Genomic DNA, 25,434 nt, shown 5'->3' with positions numbered 1-25,434 from the left:
GGGTGGTGCGGCCCCTTCGTCGGCTCTTCACGGCGCGTGGTGGGCGCCGCTCGGGCCTACTTGCGGATCAGGCTGCGGAGCACGTACTGCAGGATGCCGCCGTTGCGGTAGTAGTCCGCCTCGCCGGGGGTGTCGATGCGGACGACGCCGTCGAACTCCACACCGGTGTCGGTGGTGACCTTGACCGTGCGCGGGGTGGTGCCGTCGTTCAGGACGGTCACGCCGGTGAAGGAGAAGGTCTCCTCGCCGGTGAGGCCGAGAGTCTCGGCGGTCTGGCCCTCCGGGAACTGGAGCGGCAGGACGCCCATGCCGATGAGGTTCGAGCGGTGGATGCGCTCGTACGACTCGGCGATGACGGCCTTGACGCCGAGCAGCGCGGTGCCCTTGGCGGCCCAGTCGCGGGACGAGCCGGAGCCGTACTCCTTGCCCGCCAGGATGACCAGCGGGGTGCCGGCGGCCTGGTAGTTCTGGGAGGCGTCGTAGATGAACGACACCGGGCCGTCGGCCTGGGTGAAGTCGCGGGTGAAGCCGCCCTCGGTGCCCGGCGCGATCTGGTTGCGCAGGCGGATGTTGGCGAACGTGCCGCGGATCATGACCTCGTGGTTGCCACGGCGCGAGCCGTAGGAGTTGAAGTCACGACGCTCGATGCCGTGCTCGGTGAGGTACTTGCCGGCCGGGGTGTCGGCCTTGATCGCACCGGCCGGGGAGATGTGGTCGGTGGTGACCGAGTCGCCGAGCTTGGCGAGCACCCGGGCGCCGGTGATGTCGACGACCGGGGTCGTCTCCATCGTCATGCCCTCGAAGTACGGGGGCTTGCGGACGTAGGTGGACTCGGAGTCCCACTCGAAGGTGTTGCCGGTCGGGATCGGCAGCGCCTGCCACTGGGCGTCGCCCGCGAAGACGTCCTGGTAGGACTTGTTGAACATGTCCTCGCCGATGGAGTTGGCGACGACGTCGTTCACCTCGGCCTCGGACGGCCAGATGTCCGCCAGGAAGACGGGCTTGCCTTCCTGGTCGACACCGAGGGCGTCCTTGGTGATGTCGACCTTCATCGAACCGGCGATGGCGTACGCGACGACCAGCGGCGGGGACGCCAGGTAGTTCATCTTGACGTCGGGGTTGATCCGGCCCTCGAAGTTGCGGTTGCCGGAGAGCACCGAGGTGACGGCCAGGTCGTGCTCGTTGACCGCCTTGGAGACCTCTTCCGGCAGCGGGCCGGAGTTGCCGATGCAGGTGGTGCAGCCGTAACCGACGAGGTTGAAGCCGACCTTGTCGAGGTACGGGGTCAGGCCCGCCTTGTCGAAGTAGTCGGTGACGACCTTCGAGCCCGGGGCGAGGGTGGTCTTGACCCACGGCTTGCGGGTCAGGCCCTTCTCGACCGCCTTCTTCGCCACGAGCGCCGCGGCGACCATGACGTACGGGTTCGAGGTGTTGGTGCAGGAGGTGATCGCGGCGACGGTGACGGCGCCGTGGTCGATCTCGTACGTGGTGCCGTCGGGGGCCGTGACCGTGGTCGGGTTCGACGGGACGCCGTTGGAGGCGGCCGGGGCGTCGGAGGCCGGGAAGGACTCCTTGCCCGACTCCTCGTCGTCCGAGACGTAGTTGCGCACGTCCTGGGCGAACTGCGCCTTGGCGTCGGCGAGGACGATGCGGTCCTGCGGGCGCTTCGGGCCGGCGATGGAGGGGACGACCGTGGAGAGGTCGAGCTCCAGCTTCTCGGAGAAGTCCGGCTCGGCGGCCGGGTCCAGCCAGAGGCCCTGCTCCTTGGCGTAGGCCTCGACGAGGGCGACCTGCTGGGCGTCGCGGCCGGTCAGGCGCAGGTAGTTCAGGGTCTCGTCGTCGATCGGGAAGATCGCGGCGGTGGAACCGAACTCCGGCGACATGTTGCCGATGGTGGCGCGGTTGGCGAGCGAGGTGGCGGCGACGCCCTCACCGTAGAACTCGACGAACTTGCCGACGACGCCGTGCTTGCGCAGCATCTCGGTGATCGTGAGCACGAGGTCGGTGGCGGTCGTGCCGGCCGGCAGCTCGCCGGTCAGCTTGAAGCCGACGACGCGCGGGATGAGCATGGAGACCGGCTGGCCCAGCATCGCGGCCTCGGCCTCGATGCCGCCGACGCCCCAGCCCAGCACGCCGAGGCCGTTGACCATCGTGGTATGCGAGTCGGTGCCGACGAGGGTGTCGGGGTACGCCTGGCCGCCGCGGACCATGACCGTACGGGCCAGGTGCTCAATGTTGACCTGGTGCACGATGCCGGTGCCCGGGGGGACGACCTTGAACTCGTCGAAGGCGGTCTGACCCCAGCGCAGGAACTGGTAGCGCTCCTTGTTGCGGCCGTACTCCAGCTCGACGTTCTGGGCGAAGGCGTCGTTGGTGCCGAACTTGTCGGCGATGACGGAGTGGTCGATGACCAGCTCGGCCGGGGCCAGCGGGTTGATCTTCGCCGGGTCGCCGCCGAGCTCCTTCACGGCCTCACGCATGGTGGCGAGGTCCACGACGCAGGGAACGCCGGTGAAGTCCTGCATGATCACGCGGGCCGGCGTGAACTGGATCTCCTGGCTCGGCTGGGCCTGGGAGTCCCAGCCGCCCAGCGCCCGGATGTGGTCGGCGGTGATGTTCGCGCCGTCCTCGGTGCGGAGGAGGTTCTCCAGCAGCACCTTCAGGCTGTACGGGAGGCGGGCGGAGCCCTCCACCTTGTCCAGCCGGAAGATCTCGTACGACTCGTCGCCCACGCGCAGCGTGCTGCGGGCGTCGAAGCTGTTCGCCGACACGACAGTCTCCTTCATCAATGTGCGCGTACTACCGCGCCGCGCCTCACTCACGGCGGGCGCCGTGTGGTGCCGCCTACGACCTCTCACCGATCCGCTAAGGTAAGGATTAGTTAGGTAACCCTTACCGAGCGACGGCTGTGGTGCGCCTCGGCAGATATCTCGATGTCGAGATAACTCTAGTACATCGCCGTCGAACGGTCATGCCCGGGAGCCGGTCGGAGCAGTACGCCGAGTCGGCATGGGCGAGTGCTGTACGCGGCCGTCGGCGGCGTCGGCTGCCGGCCGTGCGACGGCGTGCGGGAACGTCGGCACGCTCCCGACCGCTCCGTACGCCGCACGGGCCACCGACGAAGCGGATCGGGCCGCAGGGCGTGGAAGCTTTCGAGGTCACCCGCCCGGGCTGCGGCCGGGCGGGTGCAGCAGGGCGGCCCTGAACGGCTCGCGGTGCTCCGCCAGCCAGGTCTGCACACGATCCCAGCGTTCCCATCCACCGCGCTCGGCCAGCGTCCGGAGATATACGGGGTCACCGTCGGCCACACGGCGGGCGACGAAGGCGCGACAGACCTCGGTGGCCTGCTCGATGACGCCCGGCAGCTCGGCACGGTCCTGCGGCGAGAGGCCGTAGCCGTCGGCCAGGACGGCGAGCCGCGTGGGCGCGTCCAGCCCGGAGGGGTAGAGGGCGGCAGCGGACGAGGGATCTGCCATCGGCACCCAGTAGCGGGCGGTCATGGCGACGTCCCAGAGGGGACGGCCCGGGGCTGCCAGGTCGAAATCGATCAGGGCGGCGGCACGGCCGTCGCGGAAGACGACGTTTTCGGGGCACACGTCGTTGTGGCACAGCATCGTTCCCCCCTCCGGGTCGGCCAGATCCTCGGGCCATCCGGCACGGGGGTCGACCGCGACCGCCGCACCGGCCCCGTGCAGGCGCCGCAACAGGCGTCCCACCGAGTCCAGGGCGCTCCTCGTCATCGCCCAGTCGGGGAACGGCGGCAGAGGCACCTCGCCGGGAACGAAAGTCAGCTGTTCCCGGCCGTCCTCGGTGAATCCGACAGGGGCCGGCGCCGCGTCGAAGCCGCGCTCCCCCAGCGCGAGGAGGTAGGCGTGCAGGGCGCGCGCGTGGCTCGGCGCCGGGCGCACCACCAGCGCACCACGCCGGAAGACCGCTCCCGCGTTCGCCATGCCCCCGACCAGCGCCTCGCCCTCATCCGTCACGACGATCACGCTACGGTCACATCGGCCCCGCGAGGGCGCGTTCCCGGAACTCCGGCGCGATCGCCTTTCCGATAGCCCCGGGGCAGGCACCACCGTGGCCGCGGACGGGGTCCGGGGCTCCGCGACGAGCGGTCAGCGCAGGCCGAAGTGCCGGACCCAGGCGTTCATGTCGGCGGTGGTCACATTGCCGCCGCAGACCACCAGACCGAGCTTGGCCCGGTCGCCGACGCGTTCCAGCACCCGGCGCGCTGCGGGCAGCAGGCATCCGGCGGCGGGTTCGGCCCAGACCTTCGCGTGCTCGGCCAGGTCGAGAGAGCCCTGGACGGCCTCGGCGTCGGTGACGGTGAGGACGTCGGTGACGAGTGCGGAGACGAGCTCGTGGGTGAGCGGTGAGGCGCTGGGGGCGCTCAGCGTCGAGACGATCGAGGAGAGCTCGACGGGAACCGGCCCGCCGGAGGCAAGGGCCGCCGACATGGCTTGCGCGCCTTCCGTCTCCACGCCCCAGATCCGTACCCCGGGCCGGTGCGCGTGCAGCGCGGTGGCGATCCCCGAGACGAGTCCACCGCCCCCGATGCTGACGAGGACGTCGGTGAGCTCTCCGGCGTCCTCCGCGAGTTCCAGGCCGACCGTGCCCTGGGCGGCGATCACGACGGGGTCGTCGAAGGGGTGGATCAAGGTGAGGCCCTTGGTCCGGACTTCGTCCACCAGCGCGAACGCCTCGCCCATGGTGTCGGTGAGGATGACGCTCGCTCCGGCGGCCTCGGCGACGCGCACGGCGCGGCCGGGGGCGGACCGCGGCATGACGATGGTCGCTTCGATGTCCAGCGCGCCGGCCATGACGGCGACACCGATGCCGTGGTTGCCGCCGCTCACCGCGACGACCCCGGCGGCCCGTTCGGTCGGGCCGAGCGCGAGCAGTTTGGCCGTCGCACCGCGCGCCTTGAAGGATCCGGTGCGCTGGAGCAGTTCCAGTTTCGCGGTGACCTGCGCGCCCAGGAGAGCGGACAGCCCGGGGCTCGGCACCGTCGGAGTCCGTACGACGTGCCCCGCGATCCGCTCGGCTGCGGCTTCCACGTCAGCAACAGTGATCAGCACGTTCGCCCCGTCGTCCGACCCGAACTGCGGTGACCGGATCCGCGTCGCCCTCTCGGCGGAGGGGGAGGCCACGCGGCCACGCCGCCGCGCTTCGGGATCCAGCGCGCGGCGACCGGATCATCCTACGCCGCGCACCCCCGGCCGACCCGGTCCGTGAGGCCCTCGCCCGGGCCGGGCACCGGTTCCCCTCCTGCCGCGACCCGCCGCGGTCGGGACGGACCTCGCCACCGGCGGCCGGGCGGCGCGGTATCCGGCGCGATCGGCGTCCCCGGGCATCGGCCCTGCCCTCTCCCGACCAGGCACGGCCGCTCGACCGAGGCGTGTATCGCGATATAGCGTAGGCCTTCCTCCCGCGCTGCCGACGCGCGTCGCGGAGGCCTTTCGACAGCACCCCCTCGACCGCACCGGGACGGAAGAAGCATGCCGGGAGAGATTTCGCCCGTGTCACCCACCGGGAAGCACTCCGGACCGGTCCCCTCGCCCGAGTTGCGGGCCTCCCACGCTGACCGGGACCGAGTGGTGGCCGTGCTGACCGTCGCGGCGGGGGACGGCCTGCTCACCGCGGAGGAGCTGGACGAGCGCCTGGAGACCGCGCTGTCGGCGCGGACCCTGAGCGAACTCGCCCTGCTCACCGCCGACTTGCCGGCCACACCGGCCGGCCTCACCGGTACCGCGACGGCCGCCGAGGCCAAGGATGTCGTCCGGATCGAGCAGGTGTTCAGCGGACCGGTCGAGCGGGTGGGCCGCTGGGTGTTGCCCCGGCGGCTGGAGCTCGCGGTGAACTGGTGCGACGTGACGCTCGACCTCACCGAGGCCGTGATCACGCAGCACACCCTGCGGATCGACGTGGCCATGGCCGGGAAGAAGCTGACGCTGGTCACGAGGCCGGGCATCGAGGTCGACGTCGACGGCCTGTCGCTGGCCCACTGCAAGCTCAGCCACCGCCGGGAGCGAACCGCGCCGGACACGCCGACCACCCTGAGGGTCGAGCTGGTCGGGCAGAAGACCCACGGCAAGGTCGTGGTGCGGCCCGCGCGCCGGACGCTCGGCCAGTGGCTGCTCCGCAGGCCTGCGCCCTTCTCGGCCTGACCACCTGGTCCGCGTACGCGAGCCGCCTGCGCCCCGGAGCCTCCAGAGGCGCGTCAGTGCGGCGGGCGGTTGTGGACCGACGCCGCGGCCTCTTCGGCGAAGCCTCCGGCGATCGCCTCCCTGATCAGCCGCCCGAGCCGCCGTTCGTCGGCCGGTGAGCGGCGCAGCACGCCGTTCTCGGCCATCAGGGCGTGGAACTGCTGCTCGGCGTACGGGACCCCGGGCGGCAGCGCCGCGACGTGCCAGTGCAGGTGCGCGTTGCCCTCCTGGCTGCCCAGCGAGTACAGGTACGTCCGCTCGGGCGCGGCGACGGCCTCGACGGCCCGAGCCACCAGTCGGACGACCTCCATCAGCCGGTGGAACCCCTCCGCGTCGAGGTCCGCGACCACGTGTTCCAGGTGTTCTCTGGGCGCCACCAGCACCTTTGCCGGGAGGGTGGGCCAGCGGTCCATGAACGCGATGTGCGACCCGTCCTCGTACACCACCTCGTGCAGGTACCCCGGTCTCCGGGCGACGGCCGCGCACACGAAGCACGGGCCGCCGCGGGCCCTCGACTCGTACGCGGCCAGGTCGAAGGGCTCCTCCGGAACCCCGGCGCTCACGCGGGCGCCTCGGGGCGCGGCAGCCGCTCCAGGTCGGCGGTGATGGCGGTCTCCAGCTCGGCCATCGTGCGGGTGAACGCGCGCCCGAGGTCGATGTCGTAGAGGCGGGCCAGGACGAGGACCGACCACAGGCAGTCGGCGAGTTCGTGGGCGAGGGCACCGGGCGCGGCGGTGGGGTGCGGCCGGGCGCCCTCCTCCGCCATCACGATCTTCGCGAGGTCGCCCACGCCCCCGACGAATCCGAGCATGAACTCCTCCCGTTTCCAGGTACGGCCGCGGGCCGCGAGATTGAGCCGGTCGTACAGCGCGTGGATCCGCATCGCGCGCTCCGCGAGGGCGTCGAGCCCGTCAGATTCCTGGTCCACGTGAGGGCTGTACCCATGAGCAAGGGTGCCGCAACGCCCGGAGCTCCCGATCCGGCCGAACCGGGACACGGGCCGCCGAAACGGCGACATCCCCGCCTCGGGCGGGTGGCCATGCGTTCATGGAGCGATCGTGCAACCCTGACGGCGGGTCACCGTCACGCGCGGACCTCCGTGCCCGTGCGGTGGAGGCCCGTGGACCCCGGGCGCGCCCGCACCGGTGCCACGAACGGCCGCGCGGCGCTCCGGTCATCTTTTCACCCGATTGCCCCGCCCGAACGCATGCACATCTCATATGTGAGATAGCCTGCCGACATGTCAGACGACTACCTCGTACGCATCGGCAAGCTCATCCGTGACGCCCGTCAGCACCGGGGCTGGACACAGACACAGTTGGCCGAGGCTCTCGCCACCAGCCAGAGCGCCGTCAACCGCATCGAGCGCGGCAACCAGAACATCAGCCTTGAGATGATCGCCCGCATCGGCGAGGCCCTCGACAGTGAGATCGTGTCGCTCGGCTACGCCGGCCCCATGCATCTGCGGGTCGTCGGCGGCCGCCGCCTCTCGGGCGCCATCGACGTCAAGACGAGCAAGAACGCCTGCGTCGCCCTGCTCTGCGGCTCCCTCCTCAACAAGGGCCGCACCGTGCTGCGCCGCGTCGCCCGCATCGAAGAGGTCTTCCGGCTCCTGGAGGTCCTCAACTCCATCGGTGTCCGCACCCGCTGGATCAACGACGGCGTCGACCTGGAGATCGTGCCGCCCGCGCAGCTGGACATGGAGGCGATCGACGCCGACGCCGCGCGCCGCACCCGGTCGATCATCATGTTCCTGGGTCCGCTGCTGCACCGCATGGACCAGTTCAAGCTGCCGTACGCCGGAGGCTGCGACCTCGGGACGCGCACGATCGAGCCGCACATGATCGCGCTGCGCCGCTTCGGCCTGGAGATCGCCGCGACGGACGGGCTCTACCACGCGCAGATCGACCACACCGTCACCCCCGGCCGCCCCATCGTGCTGACCGAACGCGGCGACACCGTGACCGAGAACGCGCTGCTCGCCGCCGCCCGGCACGACGGCACCACCGTCATCCGCAACGCCTCCTCCAACTACATGGTCCAGGACCTCTGCTTCTTCCTGGAGGAGCTGGGCGTGCGGGTGGACGGGGTCGGTACGACGACGCTGACCGTCCACGGCGTGCCGCAGATCGACGTGGACGTGGACTACTCCCCCTCCGAGGACCCGGTCGAGGCGATGAGCCTGCTGGCCGCGGCCGTGGTGACGGAGTCGGAGCTCACGATCCGCCGGGTGCCGATCGAGTTCCTGGAGATCGAGCTGGCCGTACTGGAGGAGATGGGCGTGGACTGCGCCCGTACCACCGAGTACGCGGCCGACAACGGCCGCACCCGGCTGGTGGACCTGACCGTGCGCCCCTCCAAGCTGGAAGCGCCGATCGACAAGATCCACCCGATGCCGTTCCCCGGCCTCAACATCGACAACGTGCCGTTCTTCGCGGCCATCGCCGCCTCCGCGCACGGCCAGACGCTGATCCACGACTGGGTCTACGACAACCGTGCCATCTACCTGACCGACCTCAACCGCCTCGGCGGCCGCCTCCAGCTGCTCGACCCGCACCGCGTCCTCGTCGAGGGCCCGACCCGCTGGCGCGCCGCCGAGATGATGTGCCCGCCGGCACTCCGCCCGGCCGTCGTCGTGCTCCTCGCGATGATGGCGGCCGAGGGGACCTCCGTACTCCGCAACGTCTACGTCATCAACCGCGGTTACGAGGACCTGGCGGAGCGGCTCAACTCGGTGGGCGCGCAGATCGAGATCTTCCGGGACATCTGACGGGTGGAGTGCCGTGCCCCTTGAGGGTGAGGGGCACGACACCCCAACATGCCAGCTGACCTGCGGATACGCACCTTCACAGCCCTCCACTGATCACTGTTGTTGTTCAGCACCTTGTGCAACGCACGTGCAAGATGATCTTGAATGGCTGCCGATACGTCAGAGATGCCTGAGTATCCGTCAGCCATCACGGAGGGTTGTCGCCGAAGTGGCCTCGCAACGTCCGATGTCGGTCGTGGCACGCGGACCGCGTGTGGTCGACGAGGTGAACCGTCATCTGCCCGACGTCTCCGGCCTCGCGACGCAGCCCGGGGTCCGGCCGCGCATCCGAGTCCTCCGGCTGACCACTCGCCACGCAGAAGAGGGCCCGCACCACGTGGGCGCGGGTCCTCTGTCCTAGACGGGCGCCGTGTCACGGGTTGAGCCTGCGCCCACCTCGTGGGAGCACCCGCCATGACGTCCGGCTGGTGCTGACGCAGGACGACGCAGCCGGCACCCTACGCATCGCGGTGAGCGACACGAAGGGCGAGCGCCGCCCCGAAATCCCCCCGGGGCCAGGGCCCGGACCACGAGTCGGGCAGCGGGTCTGCTCCTGGTCGAGGCCCTAGCCGACCGCTGGGGCACCGAGCCTCGCCCGCCCTCCGGCAAGACCGTCTGGGCGGAGATCGACGAGCACGGCGAGGAGCCGCCGACTGCATCCGGCCAATCCGGTGGCCAATGCCGTTGAGGACGACCGAACGCTTTGAGTGACGGCATCCGGTTGACCTACGCTCCGTCAGCGGTGCGTGGCGTGCCCGGCAACGCCAACGCCACCGCGAACCACCACTCAGGAGTGCCTCCCTTGCCCTTCCCGCCCAGCGACGTAGTTGCCGCTTTCGCTCGACACGTGCACTTCAAGAGCCTGGAGCAGGCCCTGTGCGACCGTCATCCCGAGCTGACCGACCAGGTGCGGTTCGACGATGCGGACCTTCTGAGGCATCTGAAGATCACGTTGTCCGGTCAGCGCTCGGTCGCCCTGGCGCAGGTACGCATGGGGTACTCAATCGTCTGGGCGGTGATGGATCCCGTACTGAACAGTGCGCCGTCCGTCTGGCCGCTAGATACGCCTGACGAGGTGCTCGTCGACGCCCTGCACGCCGTGGCCTCGGCGCACCTCACCGGCGTACCGGTTCCCTCACCGTGGCGCTGGAACGAGAGCGAGCCGTCCGACATGACCGTGCTGGCCGACCTCCTGGACGCCCGCGGTGTGCGAGTGCGGCGCGTGGCAGCGGGGAATGGCTACCTCCCGTACGGCCCCCGCCACTCGCCGAAACTCGACATCGTAGGCGGACGCGACGGCTGCTTCGTCGAGGCCGAGCTCTCCGACGCGTTCGTCCGCGTCTCGCTGAAGCCTGCCCTCGGCTGGCTGGTGGATGTGTACCTCGATGAATGCAAGGCGTGGAGCCGTGTCGATCTGGGCTGGAATCTGTGGCGCAGCACGCGGTCGGGACCAGGAGTACCCCATGCGCAGGCCTCGGTGGCGGACATTGCCGACGTGCTCGGCAAGGGACGAAAGGCCTGGGACGTGGAAGTGCCGTGCGCGCCGACCGATCGCGGGGAACCGGCTACCGCCGGGTACCGATCCGCATTGCAGGAGTCCCTCTTCGCGGGTGAAGCCGCTCCGCCCGAGTGGCCGAGGAACGTCGGCCTCGATATCGATCAGTTCCAAACGAGGAAGCCGAGCCGAGGACGTCGCCGCGCTCGCCCAGCCCCCGGCACATCACCGAAACGGTTCTCGACCAGTTGGTGGCATTCGGCTTCGGGGACGTCGAGGAGGGGGACGCCGAAGTCCCCATCCGGTCCGACGCGTTCCATATCGAGTGGCACAGCCGTGCCAAGAGTCTGTCCACGTCCGAGGTGCAACGGCTGAACGGCCTTGCCGCGGCGGCCGGCGATGACGTACCAAAGCGGCTCATCGTGATCACGACATCCGGCATCAGCCGCCCGGCAGCGTCCTTCGCCGACTCGGCCAAGGCGTTCGTCTTTTTCGTCGACCGCAGCGCTGACAAGCTGGTGGCACTGAACACCCGTGCTCAGGAAACACTTTTGCCCCACACAAAACCAGCCGATCGTGAGCTGGAGCCCTGGTAACCGTCCCGCACGCAGCCGTCCCGTCAGAGACCGGCCCTCGCCAGCAGAGTCTTCAGTGCTCCCGGCTTGACCTTCTGCACGGACCGTACCTGGCCGAGTTCCAGCTCGTCCCGGCTCACCGGGGCGGCGTACAGGGCATCCGTGGGGCCGGGCAGGAGGGTCACATCCACCCGATAGGAGAAGTCGGGGTCGTCGGGGTCCCCTTCCGGCTCTCCGTCGACCTCCGCCACCGCGGCGACCGCCGACTCGGGCTGACTGAAGAAGACCCATAGACGGTCCCCCGGGTTCATGCGGTTTCGTCGGCTGAGCCAGAGGTCCAGTTCGGGATCCTGATGGGCGAGGCGGCGCACGGTCTCCTTGTCGGACGGCTCCCCGTCGAGAGTGTCCTTGTTCGGATTCAGGATGTAGATCCAGTCCTGCACGGTCTCTCCCGTCGCTGTCGTGCACGCCGGCCGAGATCCGGCCTCGCGGTGCTGGCCCATCGTGCCAGCCCCCGTGGCGCACACGCAGGAGGTCGATCGACTTTTCCGGACGCGGAGACCACTGCGTCGCCGTCCGGCATCATGACCCCCATGACGAACGGGGTGGACGTGCGCACGGCTGCGGCCGAGTTCGACCGGAGCGCCGTGGCGGACGCCGCGTCGGCTGCCGAGGACGAGCGCAAGCAGGTGCTGTCCCAGTTTCCGTTGGAGGACTGGGCGGAGCTGCCGCTGGAGCGCTACGCCCTCGGACAGGCCGCGCCGCCCGGAGCGGGGCCGACATACTGCCGGCTGATGGAGTTCGGCACTCCGCACCTGGGCAGCATCAAGGGCGGAAGTGCCGCGAAGCACATCATGTACCACCACGTCTCCGGGGAGTGGCGGCTGGCCGCGCCCCTGCGTGGGATGGACCCACAGGACGCCTGGGCGGAACTGCGCGGACAGTTCGTCCGGGCACTCGACGCCCTCGGGTCAGGGGACTTCGAGGCGCTGGACGACCTCGAAGTACTGCGATACGGACCGACGTTGGTGACGAAGTCACTGGCCACCTACTTCCCGCAGCACTTCCTGCCGATCTACGCGGGAGAGCACCTGCGCCGGTTCGTCACGCTGCTGGGCGGTTCGACGCAAGGTGATGTTCCGGCCTGGGGGAGCAATCGTCGGCTGCTGAAACTGGTTCGCTCTCGCGCGGAGTTCGAGGGCTGGACCAGGCACGAAGTGATGCATTTCCTCTACGCGCACTTCGATCCGCGGTCCAAGCAGCGCACCGTCTGGAAGATCGCGCCCGGCGAGCGCGGCCGGCTGTGGGAGGAGTGCCGCGCGGGAGGAGTCATCCGGGTCGGATGGGACCAGCTCGGAGACCTCGGCCTCTACCAGAGCGACACCGATCTCAAGCAGGCCCTGGACAGGAACTGGCCCCGTAGGAGCGGGGGCAGCCTGACCCTCGCGCGCCGACTGATGGCCTTCCGTGACCTGGAGGATGGCGACCGGATCGTGGCCAACCGAGGTACGGACGAGGTCCTGGCCATCGGCTCGGTCAACGGGAGTTACCGCTTCGAAGCGGACCGGCCCGAGTTCCAGCACGTCGTCTCCGTGGACTGGGATCTCTCGCACGCGCGGAAGCTGTCGGAACCGAAGCAGTGGCGGTCCACCTTCGCCAAGGTCGACCCGGCCCTCTTCGCGAGGCTCATCGCACCCCAGGGCGCTTCGGGTGTGGACGTGATCCGAGCACCGCAGACCACGCCGGTCGCGCTGCCCGAGGACGTACAGGCCGTGCTGGACGCTCTGGAGCGCAAGGGGCAAGTGATTCTCCACGGGCCGCCCGGTACGGGCAAGACACGCCTCGCACTCGGCGTCGCCCTCGCCCTGGACGGCCGCGCGGACGCGCTCGGCGCCGACGCCCGTCACCGTGGCCTTGCACAAGCCGAGATGTTGCACGGCGACCGGGTCAGCATGGTCGCCTTCCATCCCTCCTACGGTTACGAGGACTTCGTCGAGGGATTCAAACCGGACCTGAGCGCCACCGGCCCGGGACTCACCCTCGCGCTCACGGACGGCCTGTTCCACAGCCTGTGCAGCCGTGCCGCCGCCCATCCCGACCAGACGTTCCTGCTGGTCATCGACGAGATCAACCGCGGTGACCTACCGCGTATCTTCGGCGAGTTGATCACACTCCTCGAACTCGACAAGCGGAACCTTCCGGTCGCTCTGCCCGTCAGCAAGCGACGCTTCTCCGTCCCGCCGAACGTCCGGATCATCGGCACCATGAACACCGCCGACCGGAGCATCAGCCACCTGGACGCCGCGGTCCGCCGCCGCTTCGCCTTCCTGCCCGTAGGACCGGACCCGGACGCCGTCTCCGGAACGGTCGGCCCCCTGGACCTGGCCGCGTTCTTCGAGTCCCTCAACGGCCGTATCGCCCGTGATCTCGACGCGGACCACCAGATCGGGCATGCCTACCTGCTGCGCGACGGTGCGCCCATCGCCACTGAGGAGGACCTGGCCGCGGCCTTCCATCACGAGGTGGTCCCGCTCCTGGAGGACTACTGCCTCGGCCGGGCGGAACTGCTGCACCTCATCCTCGGCGACCTGGTCGACGCCGACACCGGACGTGCGCGCCTCATGTCGCCGCAGGATCTGGCGGACGCGCTGGCGACCGAGTTCACCAGCGGCGCTCCCGGCCCGGATGCCTGACCGCGTCCCGGTCCCTCTCGGTGAGTACGAGTCCGCCCCGCTGGAGCCCGGCCAACTCACTCCGCGGGACATAGACCGTCTGCAGGCCCTTCAGGCACGGGGCTGCCTCACCCTGAGCAGGGAGCGCACCGGCTGGCGCCTCAAGGCAGACGCGACCGTCGGCGTCCTGGTCCTGGACCGCGTCCGCGTGGTCATCTCCCCCAAGTTCGCCATTCCGGGAGAGCAGCTCATGAGCTGGCTCGCCTACGCCCTCGTTACGCCCGTCCCGGCGACGGCGAGGCGCTGGGCCACCGGCCCCGACGGTTACGCCGACCTGATTGCCGCCGCCCTGCTCGAACAGTGCGAGCGGCTGCTGCGGGAGGGCCTGCGCCGGGACTACGTACGCCGCCGGAGCGTCGACTCGGTGCTCCGGGGACGCCTGGACGTCGCCGCCCAGGCCACCCGGCGCTACGGGCAGCTGGACCAGCTACACATGCACACCTTCGACCGGGAGGCGGACATCTGGGACAACCGCGTTCTGGGGAGCGCGCTGAAGGCGGCACTCGGTCCGACCACCAGCCCGGACCTGGCGCGCGCCCTGCACGACATCGCTGGCGCCTTCCCAGAGGCGCCGACCCCCGCAGCGGCGCTCCGCGCCCTGGACTGCACCCACTACACCCGCCTCAACGCCCGTTACCGCCAAGCCCACACCTGGGCCCGTCTGCTGCTGCGCGGCGGGGGCGTGAGCGACCTGCTCGCCGACCAGGGCGCCACGGCGGACGGCCTCCTGCTCAGGATGCCCGCGCTCTGGGAAGCCGTCGTACGCCGTCTCGGCACCGAGGCCGTCGGCCCTCGCGGCGGCCACGCCATACCCGGCGGAAACGGCGCCGGCATCATCGTCCGCGGAGACCTGGGCAACACCTCGACGTTCCGGCCCGACCTTCTGCTCAGCCTCCCGGCACGCGGCACGGGACACCGCAGATTGCTGCCGGTGGACGCAAAGTACAAGCGCTACGACCGGCACGGGGTGAGCGCGGACGACGTCCACCAGCTCCTTACCTACGGCGGCGGTTATGGGCCTGCCGAAGACCCGATCGCCGTCATCGTCCACCCCCGGACGGGCGGCAACGCCCAGCGCATCCTCCGGGTGCGGGGCCCCAACGGCCTGTTGGGCACCGTCCATGTCCTCGGCGTCGACACCCGCACCACGCCGGAGCAGGCGACGGACTGGCTCAGTTCAGTACTGCACTGAACACTCCTATTGACGGTGTGGCTCCCGCACCACGATGTCCGCCTTTTCGTCCCGGACAGCCTCCACACGTCTGCCCGGTGGCGGTGCCTGCCTCGCCCGGGCAGGCACCGCCGCCGTCGCATGCGTCAGAGCGCGCTGAAGCCGCTCTCCCCCGGTCGGCGGCAGCCGATGATGGACTCCAGGGGGATCGTCCCGATGAAATCCATTTCACGGGTGGGACCGACGGGACCGATGACGACCGCGGTCGCGGTCTCCAAGGACGTGCTGTTGGCGTAGACCGTCGGCTTGGTCAGGATCTTGCTCCGCGCGGGCGGCGCCGCGAATCTGTGCCAGCCGCTGACCTGGATCTGGTAGACGTGCCGGTCGTTGCTGGCGTACCCGCCGCAGTCCTCGTCCAGCGCCGTGGAGACCAGGGTCGGCTTGGGGCTGCTGACATGGGCTCGGGCGTAGGCGATCGGGTCCTCGAGGAACGCGGCGAGTTCGGTCGCGACGGACGTGTTGTTGCGGGACCTCATTCCGTTCGCCTGCCGGATGGCCTCGGGAGTGCGTCCATCCGCTCGGAAGACGACCAGGCCGGCCGGCTCGGCGAGCGTGTACCCGTGCGCGGGAGTCTCGGACGCCTGCGCGGACTCCGTGGCCGATGCCTGCCCGGCCGAGCCGGCCTGGTCGGTGCCGGTGGTCTGCGCGGCCCCGCCGACCCTCAGGCTGTCGGGCTTGTTCGGTACGGGCGGCGGATCCTTGGGTGCGGTCTGTACGGCGACCGGGCCGCCGCGACCCTCGCGGGCGGCACCGGAAGCGGAAGCGGTCGGCGGCTCCACGGCGCGTTGCACATCGAGCGGCGCCCGCATGACACGCTGCGCGTTGGCCTCCGCGGCACGTTCGAACGTGTCGGAAGCCTCGGAGACGCGGAGTCCGTTGCCCATGTCCGTACCGGCCACTGGGCCCTGACGCTGCTGGATGACATGGGTCAGTTCATGGGCGAGGGTGTGCTTGTCCCCTCCGTCGGCGCCGATGACGACATGACGGCCGGACGTGAAAGCGCGCGCACCGATCTCGGCGGCCGACGCACGGGCGGCGCTGTCGTCGTGGACGCGCACGTCGGAGAAGTCCGCGCCGAGCCGCGTCTCCATTTCCTGGCGCACTGGCTCGCCGAGGGGCCTCCCCGCGCTGCGGAGCACGTCGTGGACGGCGGAGCGCTGCACCGGTGCGGGCGAGGACGCGGTCTCCTGGTGCCCGCAGCCGGCGCCGTGCTCGTGCTGTTCCCGGGCCCAGGGGTGGTCGGCGCCGCGGAGCATCTGGACGACCGCGGCGTTGCCCGCGGCGGCCTGCAGGCCGCGCAGGCCACGCTGCGCGGGCGCGGCGGATGCGGGCCGAGGGGCAGCGATGCGACTGTTGCCCGCCCCGGTGTGGGAGTCGGCCTTCTCGTGATCGTGCACGGGAGCCCTTCTTGGTGTGAGGTCGTCGGCTTCCCTGGTTACCCGGCTGGGAGCCGCCGGCGCAAGGTACCGGCGGGCAGTGTGCGGTGACCGGACGCGCACCTTCGATGCCGGGACGGTTCACGGCTGCGTGCAACGGCCGAAGCGTGTTGCGAAAGTGGCGCCGTCCGCCCGTGGCCCGGACAGGCGGGACTTCCGCAACACGCTTGAGTGCCGCGTCAGCCAAGGTCTGCCCGTCGAGGAGCGGCGTCAGGTGCGTGCTCTCGGCGTGCCGTCCGCATCCGGTTCGGCTCGTCCCCGTGCGGAGACGAGCCGCGCACCGGCGGTCGTGCCGGCTTCGGGGTCAGTCGTCTTCCTCCGTCAGGGCGTCCTGGATACGTCGGGCCACGGTAGCGACGTCCACCGTGCTGTCGGCGGGAATCTCGATGCTGACCTTCTCGCCCCTGGCCGTGATCTGGACGGTGATGCCGGTGCGCCTGCCGAAGGTGTGCTGGATGATCTCCGTGAGTCTGAGGAAGGTGTCCGGTCCCTGGAGGAGGCTGACGGTGGTCGTGGCCACGGTGATTCCGATCAGAGCGATCTCGGCGGCGGAGCCGCGAGTGCCGGGGCGGATCGCCAGTCTCTGCCCCACCAGGGCGTCGGCGAGTTCGGACGGCATGGCTACGGCGATCAAGAGTGGTCCCTTTCGCTTGTTCCTGGCGGCGGTGTGTCGTGGGTGGGTCGCCGCAGGGGGTCAGTACGCCTGGTAGGAGGCCCAGATGACGGGGTGCGGGTCACGGATGTCGTCGCCGGAGTCGGTGGTCCCCCGCAGGGAGCAGATCTTCCACTCGTTGAGCATCCGCAGCTGAAGCCTCCTCAACAGGTCCACGTGATCGTCCTGGGGCCGGGCGAGCATGTCCTCCACGATCAGGTCCTCGAACACCTCGGTGAACGACGTGTCGAGGAGGTCGACGGACGTGGCGATCACCTGGTCGGCACCCGACTGGATGGCGCCGGCCGCGAGCCCGATGGCCTCGCCTCCGAGGGACGAGGCGGTCGAGCTGGAGCAGCACGACAGAACCACGCGTTCGGGCATGGGCAGGAAGGGGGTGCCGTCGTCGAGGCTGCCGAACAGTTCCCCCGAACTCAGGTGGTCGTCTCCGGCCAGCGGAAGTGCCGACCACGCCGGATCGGCGTCGTGCACCGCGTGCCCGCGGTAGAAGAACAGCCCCCGGGTCGACGGCCCGATCCGGTGGAGTGCCTGGAGCAGGAATTCTTTGGTGGCGGGCGCCGGGGACCCCGCCGCTTCCAGCAGGGTTGCCGCGCTCCGCACCACCGATTCCGAGGTCCGCTCGCGCAGCGTCCCGTCCGGGTTGTCGCACGCCAGAAGGAACGGTACGGGGGAGGAGTCCGGCCGCTTCCTCCGCGCCGAGCGCGCGAGCTGAGTCGGAGCGGAGGTCCACATCCGCAGTGCGGCCCGTTCCACCAACCGCTCCTCGCCTCCCGGGATCATCACGATCGGCCACGGCACGCAGGCGAGTTCACGCGCTGCCGAGATCGTCAGCCGTACCGGATCGGTCCCCATCGTCGCGCTCAGTGCCGCGACCAGTGGCGGCGGCAGCAGATCCCCGATCGTACGGGTGATGATCTGCTCCTCCGCCGACTTCCAGCTCTCCAGGTGCGTGTAGGGCTCGTAGTAGTCACCGGGACCGCGCTTGCGGGGGAACAGACTCCAGCTCTTCGGTTCGGCCGACTGCGACTGCCCGGCCAGGCCCAGCAGGACCGGTTTGACACGGTCCCGCAGCCGTAGGTCCTCCGTGCCGTACCCGATCGGCTTCGCGTCCTGGGCTGCGAACCAGAAGAGGAACCCGTTCTCGATGTGCGAGGACCAGAAGAAGCCTTCGGGCAGCGCCTCGTCCAGTGATCGCGGCACGAGTGCGTGTGCGCTCCCGGCGGGCAGCACGCTGCCGTAGTGAGGCATGAGAAGTGCCGCACCCTGAAAGGACACGGGTGACGGGAATCGCAGGAAGGTAGCTCCGAAGGCGTCGTTGAGCGCGGTGAAGACGGCTCGGGAGACGAGTGGCCCGTCGCTCTCCGTCTCGTCGGCCGGCTCCGGCTGTGTGCTGACCCCGCTGTCCGCGAGCTTCTTGGTCTCCTCCTCGGTGTCGGCCTCGACGATCGTTCCGATCATGGACTGGAGCCGGCACGACTCGATGAGTTCGGCCACCGCCCGGCCGTCTCCGAGGGCTGTCACCGCGGTCAGTGCCGCATGCCTCGACGGGCTGAAGTTGGCCCAGAGAGAGACGCGTTGTGCGTGCGAGCAGGCACGGTAACGCGGAGCGTCCAGCTTCGCCCAGGCGGCGAGGGCGAGATCAAGTCCTTCTTCGTGCCGGCCCATGGCCACCCGGATGGTCGCGGACCGCTGCTCCAGCTCCCCGACCAGCCAGGAGTCGGCGCCTTCCTCTGCCAGCCGCGCGATCGCCGAGGTCAGTAGACCGAGCGCGCGTTCCGGCTGAGCATCGTCGGCAAGGCGCTCCGCGAGACAGGAGACCAGGTAGGTATGGGCGATGATGCCGAGTTCGCGGACCTGCTCGATCCCGGCGATCTCATGCGCGGCTACGCCCGGCCTCTCGTCCAGCACCCGTGCGGCGATCCGGTGGAAGACGGCGGAGGCTCCGTGACTCGCTCCCTCGATCACCTGCAGATGGGTGAGCGCGCCGTCCCGGTCTCCCGCCTTCATGGCGAGGACGACCGTCTGGCAGAAGGTACGGCGCGCATGTCGCGCGGTCCGCCAGTGGAGTGCGGCCCCCGCGAAGCACTCCTGCGCGGTGGCCCAGTCGGCGAACCGCACGTACTCGCGCCCCAGCAGCTCGTAGAGGGTCGCCAGATGCCTGTCGGGAACGAGGTCGGGCCGAGGAGGCTGTTCGGTGGTGCGGATCAGTATCGACAGCACGTAGGAGAGTCCCGCGTTGCCCGAGTCCTCGGCGTCGGCCTTCACTACCCCGCCGAGTAACCCGTCGAGTTCCACGAGGTCGCTGCGCAGCGCCTGCGGCAGGTCCGTACCGCGTTCCAGAGCGGCGTCGATGAGTGCCGCGATCCGTCTGATGCCGGGAGTCGCCCCCCGGTCCGCCCGCAGCCGACGCCGCGCGAGGCGTCCCGCGACGACGAGCAGACGTGTGTACGCCGCTGACCTCATGTGTCCCCCGAAGTTCCGCTTCCCCCCTTACGCCACCGGGAGATTCCGGGTGTGGAACGTCCGGGGTGCGGCAGTGGAGCAGTTTCCGAAATCATGCCGCTCCGCGGCGGCCGAGGGGGCCGGAATGCGAGAAGTGCCGGATTGAACCAGGCTTCGCACGTCCTCGACGGGCCGTGAAGTCGGCTTCGAAGCAGCCGAGTTACCCCTCCGCAACCCGCAACTGACGATCACTCGCCCGGAACGGAGTCTCCCCGGGTCGCTGTGCTCGGGGAATGCGATGAGCCTGCTTCCCGTTCGACGACGTGCACCTCGACGACGCTCCGACCGCCCGCGAGGCTCAGCCGACGGTGACGCGTGGCGGGTGTGCTTCCAGTCCCCGGGCCGAGGAGCCGAGTTCGCCCCGACGGCCGCGGTCGGCCTCGATCCCGGACGGTGGTCCGCCGCGGACCTCGTCCAGAACCGCCCGTCGGCGAAGGGCGCCACCCACAGAATCCCGGCCGACGGCCCCGCCCGCGTCACCGGAGCCGGCGGCAGCGCCCCCTCGGGTTCCACCGACGACGCCCCACCTGCCCCACCTGCCCCACCTGCGCTCCCGTACCGCCGACCTGCGGACACGTGGGAGCACGGTCGTCCGGAAGGCACTGGGTGCCACAAAGCGGAACCCCGCACCTGCCCCCGCGGGCCGGTGGTAAGAAGGCGGTCACGAAGCGGAAGGCAAAGGCCGTACCGCAGAGGCCGAGGCCCGCTCCCGTGCGCGACCTCGGTGACCGCTTTCCCAACCGTGCCGCACCGGGCCGCGCCGCCACCGACGGACCGTGGCCCACCCGGCACGCGTCATGTCCTGGGGGATGATCGTCGTGGAGCCACGCGGCTACCGCATGGTGGTGTCGACCGAGTCGGACTACGTGAAGACCTGTGCCGTCGCGGAGAGACAGTTGATCGACTGGCTCCGCGAGAAAGGCTACGACCCGTCCGGTCTGGACGAGGGGCGTACCGAGGTCGCCCCGCACGCCACCCTCGACCGCGACTCCGAGAACGGCCGCAAGGGCTCACACAGCCGGTGGCGCATGCGGGAGACGCCCAGTCCCACGTCCGGCACCTGGCAGTCGACCCTCATCGTGCGCTCCGGCCTGCCCGAGGACGAGGGCCGCACGTGGGTCCAGGTCGACATCGAACACCAGCCGGCCGGCGAGGGGCAGTTCCCCACCCGCGCCAACACGCCGAATCTCGTCCGCTCTCTGCTGGATCATCTCGACGCGCGCGACGGGGAGTCGGAGGTCGCCACCGCGCCGGCGTTCATCGAGGCCGACGACATCGACGACCTGATGGAGGAACTGTGCGACGGGCGCCGCCGGATACCCGTCGTCGTCGCCACGGTGCCGTACGGGGAGGATCCCGACGACTGGGCGGGTAAGGTCGTCGAGCCGCTGTTCCGCAACCTGCACGGGCTCGCCGTGCTCTACGTCCTCACTCCGGACGCGCAGGCGAAGTTCAATGCCGCGCTGGAGTACCACCCGGTGTTCGGCGGGGGTGTCCGCACGTACGTCCCCGGGCTCGACCCGGCCTGGAAACCCGACGCCCAACGGCACCCCGTGATGTCACGGCGGACCATCGAGAGCAATGTCCGCCGGTCGGCGTCCATCCTGGCCGCGCTCCCCCAGCGGATGGCCTCCCGCCATACGCTGCCTGCCGCGCTGCTCAGCGTGCCGCGCCTCCGGGCGCGCCCGCGGCCCAGCCTGGCCGCCGCGGATGCCCACGAGCTCCGTACCGAGAACGCCGCGCTCACCGCACTGCTGGACGAAGCCGAGCGGGTCGAGGCCATCAGGGTCGACGCGATCGACGCCCTCCATGCGGAGCTCACGAAGGCCGAACTCGGCAGTGACGAACTCCGTGGCGAGAACGAGGAGTTGTACGACAGGGTTCAGGAGTCCCAGCGCCTCATCCGGTACCTGCGCGAACGCCTGGAAGCCGTGGGCGAGTTCGGAACCTCCTGCACCGCGGCGGGCAGTCTTCAGGTGGACCGCCCGGAGACCTTCACGGACCTGCTGGACCGGCTCCACGAATTGCCGAACATCTCGTTCACGGGGAGCCGGAAGATCACGGTGGGGCTGGACAGCCAGTCGGTGGACAACTGGCTGTCCGTCGCCTGGGACGGGCTGCTCGCCCTCAACGACTTCGCCCGGACGTCGGCCGCCGGCTCGGCTTCCGGGGACTTCCTGAGCTGGTGCAAGTCCGACGCCTCCAGCGCCTTCCCGTTTCCGGCGGCCAAGGTGGCCATGCGGGAGTCCGACACCGTTGCCCGCAACGGCAGACTGCGCGGTGAGCGCATGCTTCCGGTCCCGAAGGAGGTCGACCGAAGCGGCAAGGTCTTCATGCAGGCGCATCTGAAGATAGGGCGGGGCAACACCATCGCCCCCCGCCTGCATTTCTACGATGCCGGCCCCCGGACAGGGAAGCTCTACATCGGCTACCTCGGTCCCCACCTGCGCAACACCCTCACCTGAGCACGGGCGGACTACTGGAAGCTGAGCCGGTGCGGGTGGCCCGGATCAACCGGGCAGGTGTGCACGCGCATCAGGCCGCGGCCGAGGTACACACCGACCGGGTCGAGGACGCGTGGGTCGTCGTGGGCGTCCCGGTCTTCGTGCGGCAGCCAGCTGCTCGAGGCGCCGTCGCACTCCCCCTTGTCCACGGTGAGCAGGGGCGGCATCGCCGCTCCGCACAGCGGGCAGTCGACCGGAGCTGGATCGGTCAGGTGCCACGACGCGAAGCCCCGGACCTTCCAGCCGGGTGCGATCGACAGATCGCTCATGTAATCGGTCTCGTCCGGTTCCTCGGCCCTGGCAGCGGCCATCGCCGCCTCGTACTCCTCGTACGTGGCGTGACCCCCCGACGAGGAGGGGCCGTCCGTGTCCTCCTCCGTGTCCTCGGTGAGTTCTTCCTCCCACGCGGAGACCTGTTCCTGGAGTTCCTCGCCCAGCAGCCCGAAGTACTCGTGTTCCAGGACCTGTTCGGGGTGCACGACGCACATGGCCGGCACGCATTCCGCGCGGCCGACCACCGGCGGCTCGGGCTGCGGCGAGAGCACGGTGCCGACTTCGGCCGAACGCCGCCATCTGAGAACGACGTCGATCGTGCGACCGGCGCCGTGCACCTCGAAGGGGCACCAGAAGACCTGCAACAGGTCGTTGCCCTCCGGCCCCACGAGATCCGGGACGTCCTCGGCGAAGAGCTGGGCCACGGCCAGCATCGGCACGGGGGCGTCGTCGCGCAGGTCCGGGGCGTGGACGCCCCGGGTCATGCCGTCGAGCAACCTCCGCTCCTCCTCGGTGTGGTCGCGTCCCCGCGCGTCCTCCACGATCCTGCGTCGCAGCCGCACTTCGGAGAGCAGGTGACCGGTGCCTTTCGGGTGCACGGTCGTGCATACGGGCCACGGTTCGGCGGCCGGCCACAGCATGGGGCCCGCCACGGAGCTTTCCCGCACCGTCGGCGTGCCGCGACGGGGATGCAGCCTGGTGGCCGTGCGCCGGTGGTCCGCGAGGGCGGGGAAGGCCGCCTCCACGTCGAGGGGACGCCGGGGCGTGGTGCGGGACATGAGCGCGCTTTCCAGGTGTCGGGGTGCGGTGGCGGGGCCGGACGGAGGCGCCGGGTCGGCCGCGTCGTACAGGCGCCCGTAGTACACCATCAGCCCCCGTCCCCCTGTCGTCCGGGCCGCCGGCCCGGGCCAGGAAAAGAGGCCGCCCGGTGCGGTGCGGTCCGGGGCGTGGCCGTCCGGGGCCGTGCCGGGCGATCCGGTGGTGGAACGACCATTCTCCCCCGAGCTAACCTGGGCATATGAACCAGAACGCACAGGGACGAGGCGCGTCGGAAGCGCGATCCCGGCTGCTCGACACCGCGACCAGGATTTTCTACGCGGAGGGAATCCACTCCGTCGGCGTCGACCGGATCGTGTCCGAGGCGCAGGTCACCCGCGCCACGCTGTACCGGCATTTCACGGGCAAGGAAGATCTCGTCCTCGCGTACCTCGACCGGACCGACCGGGAACTCCGGGCGCACGCCGATGCCGCTCAGGCGGCCGAGCAGGCGCCGGCGGACAGGATCCGCGCCGTCTGCCGCACCATAGCCGCGGGCATCGAGTCCCCGGGATTCCGGGGGTGCGCCTTCCTCAACGCGGCGGCCGAATACCCGGATGCCGACCACCCGGTCCACCGAGCCGTCCTGTCCCACCGCCAGTGGTTCCTGGACACCGTCACCGGGCTGCTGGCCGAGACCGGCGATCCGGCGGCGGCACCCGCCGGTCGCCACCTCGTCATGCTCCGGGACGGCGCGATGGTCTCCGGCTGCCTGTCCGACCCCGCGGCGGTCTCCGAAACCTTCCTGCGGGGCGTCGAGGGACTCCTGCGAGCCCTCTCCACCTGACCAAGCCGGGGTGTGACCGGCCGCCGGTCACACCGTGTCCGTTCCGCTCCACGCCCCCGCCCCGGGCCGGTGCGCCGCTCCCGGCACCGCGGCTCCCGATCGACGTGCCTCCCGGTCGGCAGCGGTGGTGACGAGCGCACCGTCGGCGAGCGTCGGCCCCACCGTCCCCACGGAACCGGCGCGGGCGGCTTGATCTCCAGGAAGTGGAACGCTCACTCAGCCCTCCGCCTTGCGGCCGAGGCGCAGGGCCGAGACGAGGAAGAAGATGCCGCCGGGGACGGCGTAGCCGATCGCGGCGGTGAGCGCGGGGTCGTCCGCTCCGGCGGACGCGAGGAAGGACGCCCCGGCCAGGGCCGAAATGGCGCCACTGAGGATCATCGGCCACTGGCCCCCCCACCTGCGCCGGGGCACGGCGACGATCAGCTGGACCAGCCCGGACACGATCGCCCAGGCTCCCCACACACCCAGCACGGCCGGAATGCCGGATGCGCAGGCGATGGCCACACCGACGGCCGCGCCGAGGCTGACCGCCATGTTCACGTAGAGCAGCACCGGCGGTCCCGTGGTGCGTGACGACCTCGCGTCGACGACGGCGGCACCCACGTCGAACAGCGGGTACAGCACCAGCAGCACGGCCGCCACCGGAGTGATCTCGTCCGCCATCGTGAACATCACGAGCGCCCAGACGATGGCGAACACGAATCGGACGAAGTACAGCCGTCGTAGGACGGAAGCCGTCCCGGCGATGCCGGACGGAGCAGCGATGGCGCTCATGGTGATCCCTCTTCAGCTGTCGGTGGAGGCGCGCAGGAGAGAACGGTCGGCCCGACGCCGGACGGCGCCCCGGAACACCGGAATCCATCTCATGAGACCGAACGTTCTGCCTCATGAGAGTGGCAAACGCTCCATCTCCTTGTCAAGACCGAACGTTCTCCCTCGCGTGCGCGCCGCCTTCACCACAGGGCGGGAGCGGGCGTCCTGACGCGCCGTCCGGCCCCGGGAGAGCCGGGAGGGCAGGTGTGACAGTTCTCGACGCCGGGCGGACGGCCGCACGTCGGGGCCCGGAACGTCTCGGGCACCCACGTCACCCATGGGACGGGGCTCGGAGCGGGCCGGATTCCCGGCTCCTGCCCGACGCCGGCCGCGCGGGAGCTCCGGGCGGGAAGCCACCGCGCTCCGGGGCCACTGGAACATGACGAACCAGGAGGCAGCCGCGGCCTGCGCCGGCGAACACGGCCGCCGGCTCCGAGGAGCCGGCCACACCGGGCGAACCCACCCTCACCCGCAGGGCGAACGCGCCCCACAGGCGGAACCGGCCGCGGACGAGGGGCCGGCACCGGGCAGACCGGGCGCGCCCCGCGGTCCCGCCCCCGTGGAGGCGGGGCGCGACGCTCG

The 25,434-nt window shown here is 70.4% G+C and carries 19 protein-coding genes; 8 read left to right on the top strand and 11 right to left on the bottom strand.

What is annotated here, in order from left to right:
* Positions 1-56: 56 nt before the first annotated feature.
* The 3 genes from acnA to ACFWEP_RS08220 form a co-directional block, all read right to left on the bottom strand.
* Positions 57-2,771: an aconitate hydratase AcnA gene (acnA, locus tag ACFWEP_RS08230; protein ID WP_387367463.1), complete on the bottom strand. Its 2,715-nt coding sequence runs from the start codon at positions 2,769-2,771 to the stop codon at positions 57-59.
* 387 nt (positions 2,772-3,158) lie between these two features.
* A complete protein-coding gene (locus ACFWEP_RS08225; RefSeq protein ID WP_387367460.1) occupies positions 3,159-3,983 on the bottom strand; it encodes an aminoglycoside phosphotransferase family protein in 825 nt (274 codons plus the stop codon).
* 132 nt (positions 3,984-4,115) lie between these two features.
* Positions 4,116-5,075, bottom strand: a complete 960-nt coding sequence (locus ACFWEP_RS08220) for a threonine/serine dehydratase (RefSeq protein WP_387367469.1) — start codon at positions 5,073-5,075, stop codon at positions 4,116-4,118.
* A gap of 423 nt (positions 5,076-5,498) precedes the next feature.
* Here ACFWEP_RS08220 and ACFWEP_RS08215 point away from each other — a divergent pair, with 423 nt between their 5' ends.
* Positions 5,499-6,167 (top strand): DUF1707 domain-containing protein, encoded by a 669-nt coding sequence (locus tag ACFWEP_RS08215; RefSeq protein WP_387367457.1) that lies wholly within the window; start codon positions 5,499-5,501, stop codon positions 6,165-6,167.
* 53 nt (positions 6,168-6,220) lie between these two features.
* Here the strand turns inward: ACFWEP_RS08215 and ACFWEP_RS08210 are convergent, their stop codons facing one another.
* Positions 6,221-6,769, bottom strand: coding sequence for an HIT family protein (locus tag ACFWEP_RS08210; protein WP_387367454.1), 549 nt, complete (start codon positions 6,767-6,769; stop codon positions 6,221-6,223).
* The gene (locus tag ACFWEP_RS08205) at positions 6,766-7,134 is read right to left on the bottom strand and encodes a MazG nucleotide pyrophosphohydrolase domain-containing protein (protein ID WP_387367446.1); all 369 of its coding nucleotides are present in this window, start codon (positions 7,132-7,134) and stop codon (positions 6,766-6,768) included. Before ACFWEP_RS08205 ends, ACFWEP_RS08210 begins: the two co-directional genes overlap by 4 nt.
* Before the next feature lie 312 nt (positions 7,135-7,446).
* Here ACFWEP_RS08205 and ACFWEP_RS08200 point away from each other — a divergent pair, with 312 nt between their 5' ends.
* The 3 genes from ACFWEP_RS08200 to ACFWEP_RS08190 all read left to right on the top strand — a co-directional run bounded on the left by ACFWEP_RS08200 (position 7,447) and on the right by ACFWEP_RS08190 (position 11,106).
* Positions 7,447-8,976, top strand: coding sequence for a helix-turn-helix domain-containing protein (locus ACFWEP_RS08200; RefSeq protein WP_387367443.1), 1,530 nt, complete (start codon positions 7,447-7,449; stop codon positions 8,974-8,976).
* Positions 8,977-9,862: 886 nt separating this feature from the next.
* The gene (locus ACFWEP_RS08195; protein ID WP_387367440.1) at positions 9,863-10,885 is read left to right on the top strand and encodes a hypothetical protein; all 1,023 of its coding nucleotides are present in this window, start codon (positions 9,863-9,865) and stop codon (positions 10,883-10,885) included.
* Positions 10,873-11,106, top strand: coding sequence for a hypothetical protein (locus ACFWEP_RS08190; RefSeq protein ID WP_387367437.1), 234 nt, complete (start codon positions 10,873-10,875; stop codon positions 11,104-11,106). Before ACFWEP_RS08195 ends, ACFWEP_RS08190 begins: the two co-directional genes overlap by 13 nt.
* Before the next feature lie 23 nt (positions 11,107-11,129).
* On the opposite strand, the gene ACFWEP_RS08185 is transcribed toward ACFWEP_RS08190, so the two are convergent.
* Positions 11,130-11,528, bottom strand: coding sequence for a hypothetical protein (locus tag ACFWEP_RS08185; protein ID WP_387367434.1), 399 nt, complete (start codon positions 11,526-11,528; stop codon positions 11,130-11,132).
* A gap of 150 nt (positions 11,529-11,678) precedes the next feature.
* Between ACFWEP_RS08185 and ACFWEP_RS08180 the strand changes: the two genes are divergently transcribed.
* Both ACFWEP_RS08180 and ACFWEP_RS08175 read left to right on the top strand, forming a co-directional pair.
* Positions 11,679-13,778 (top strand): McrB family protein, encoded by a 2,100-nt coding sequence (locus ACFWEP_RS08180; RefSeq protein ID WP_387367431.1) that lies wholly within the window; start codon positions 11,679-11,681, stop codon positions 13,776-13,778.
* On the top strand, positions 13,771-15,009 hold the full coding sequence (locus tag ACFWEP_RS08175; protein WP_387367428.1) for an McrC family protein: 1,239 nt from the start codon (positions 13,771-13,773) through the stop codon (positions 15,007-15,009). Before ACFWEP_RS08180 ends, ACFWEP_RS08175 begins: the two co-directional genes overlap by 8 nt.
* A gap of 125 nt (positions 15,010-15,134) precedes the next feature.
* Here ACFWEP_RS08175 and ACFWEP_RS08170 read toward each other — a convergent pair whose 3' ends face one another.
* The 3 genes from ACFWEP_RS08170 to ACFWEP_RS08160 form a co-directional block, all read right to left on the bottom strand.
* Complete coding sequence (locus ACFWEP_RS08170; RefSeq protein WP_387367425.1) at positions 15,135-16,445, bottom strand: DUF4157 domain-containing protein; 1,311 nt, start codon at positions 16,443-16,445, stop codon at positions 15,135-15,137.
* 343 nt (positions 16,446-16,788) lie between these two features.
* On the bottom strand, positions 16,789-17,118 hold the full coding sequence (locus tag ACFWEP_RS08165) for a hypothetical protein (RefSeq protein WP_387367422.1): 330 nt from the start codon (positions 17,116-17,118) through the stop codon (positions 16,789-16,791).
* 60 nt (positions 17,119-17,178) lie between these two features.
* Positions 17,179-19,620 (bottom strand): CHAT domain-containing protein, encoded by a 2,442-nt coding sequence (locus ACFWEP_RS08160; protein ID WP_387367419.1) that lies wholly within the window; start codon positions 19,618-19,620, stop codon positions 17,179-17,181.
* Between the two features lie 815 nt (positions 19,621-20,435).
* Between ACFWEP_RS08160 and ACFWEP_RS08155 the strand changes: the two genes are divergently transcribed.
* Positions 20,436-22,124 carry a hypothetical protein gene (locus ACFWEP_RS08155; protein ID WP_387367416.1) on the top strand — a complete coding sequence of 563 codons (1,689 nt, stop codon included), beginning with the start codon at positions 20,436-20,438 and terminating at the stop codon, positions 22,122-22,124.
* Positions 22,125-22,135: 11 nt separating this feature from the next.
* Here ACFWEP_RS08155 and ACFWEP_RS08150 read toward each other — a convergent pair whose 3' ends face one another.
* A complete protein-coding gene (locus tag ACFWEP_RS08150; RefSeq protein ID WP_387367466.1) occupies positions 22,136-23,215 on the bottom strand; it encodes a hypothetical protein in 1,080 nt (359 codons plus the stop codon).
* Positions 23,216-23,454: 239 nt separating this feature from the next.
* Here ACFWEP_RS08150 and ACFWEP_RS08145 point away from each other — a divergent pair, with 239 nt between their 5' ends.
* Complete coding sequence (locus tag ACFWEP_RS08145; RefSeq protein WP_387367413.1) at positions 23,455-24,039, top strand: TetR/AcrR family transcriptional regulator; 585 nt, start codon at positions 23,455-23,457, stop codon at positions 24,037-24,039.
* 216 nt (positions 24,040-24,255) lie between these two features.
* Here ACFWEP_RS08145 and ACFWEP_RS08140 read toward each other — a convergent pair whose 3' ends face one another.
* Positions 24,256-24,813 (bottom strand): DUF308 domain-containing protein, encoded by a 558-nt coding sequence (locus ACFWEP_RS08140; RefSeq protein WP_387367411.1) that lies wholly within the window; start codon positions 24,811-24,813, stop codon positions 24,256-24,258.
* Positions 24,814-25,434: the final 621 nt, after the last annotated feature.

Source organism: Streptomyces sp. NPDC060198, from assembly GCF_042728415.1.
GTDB lineage: Bacteria > Actinomycetota > Actinomycetes > Streptomycetales > Streptomycetaceae > Streptomyces.
The sequence above is the reverse complement of the archived record's forward strand: the minus strand, read 5'-3'. Positions and strand labels throughout refer to the sequence as shown.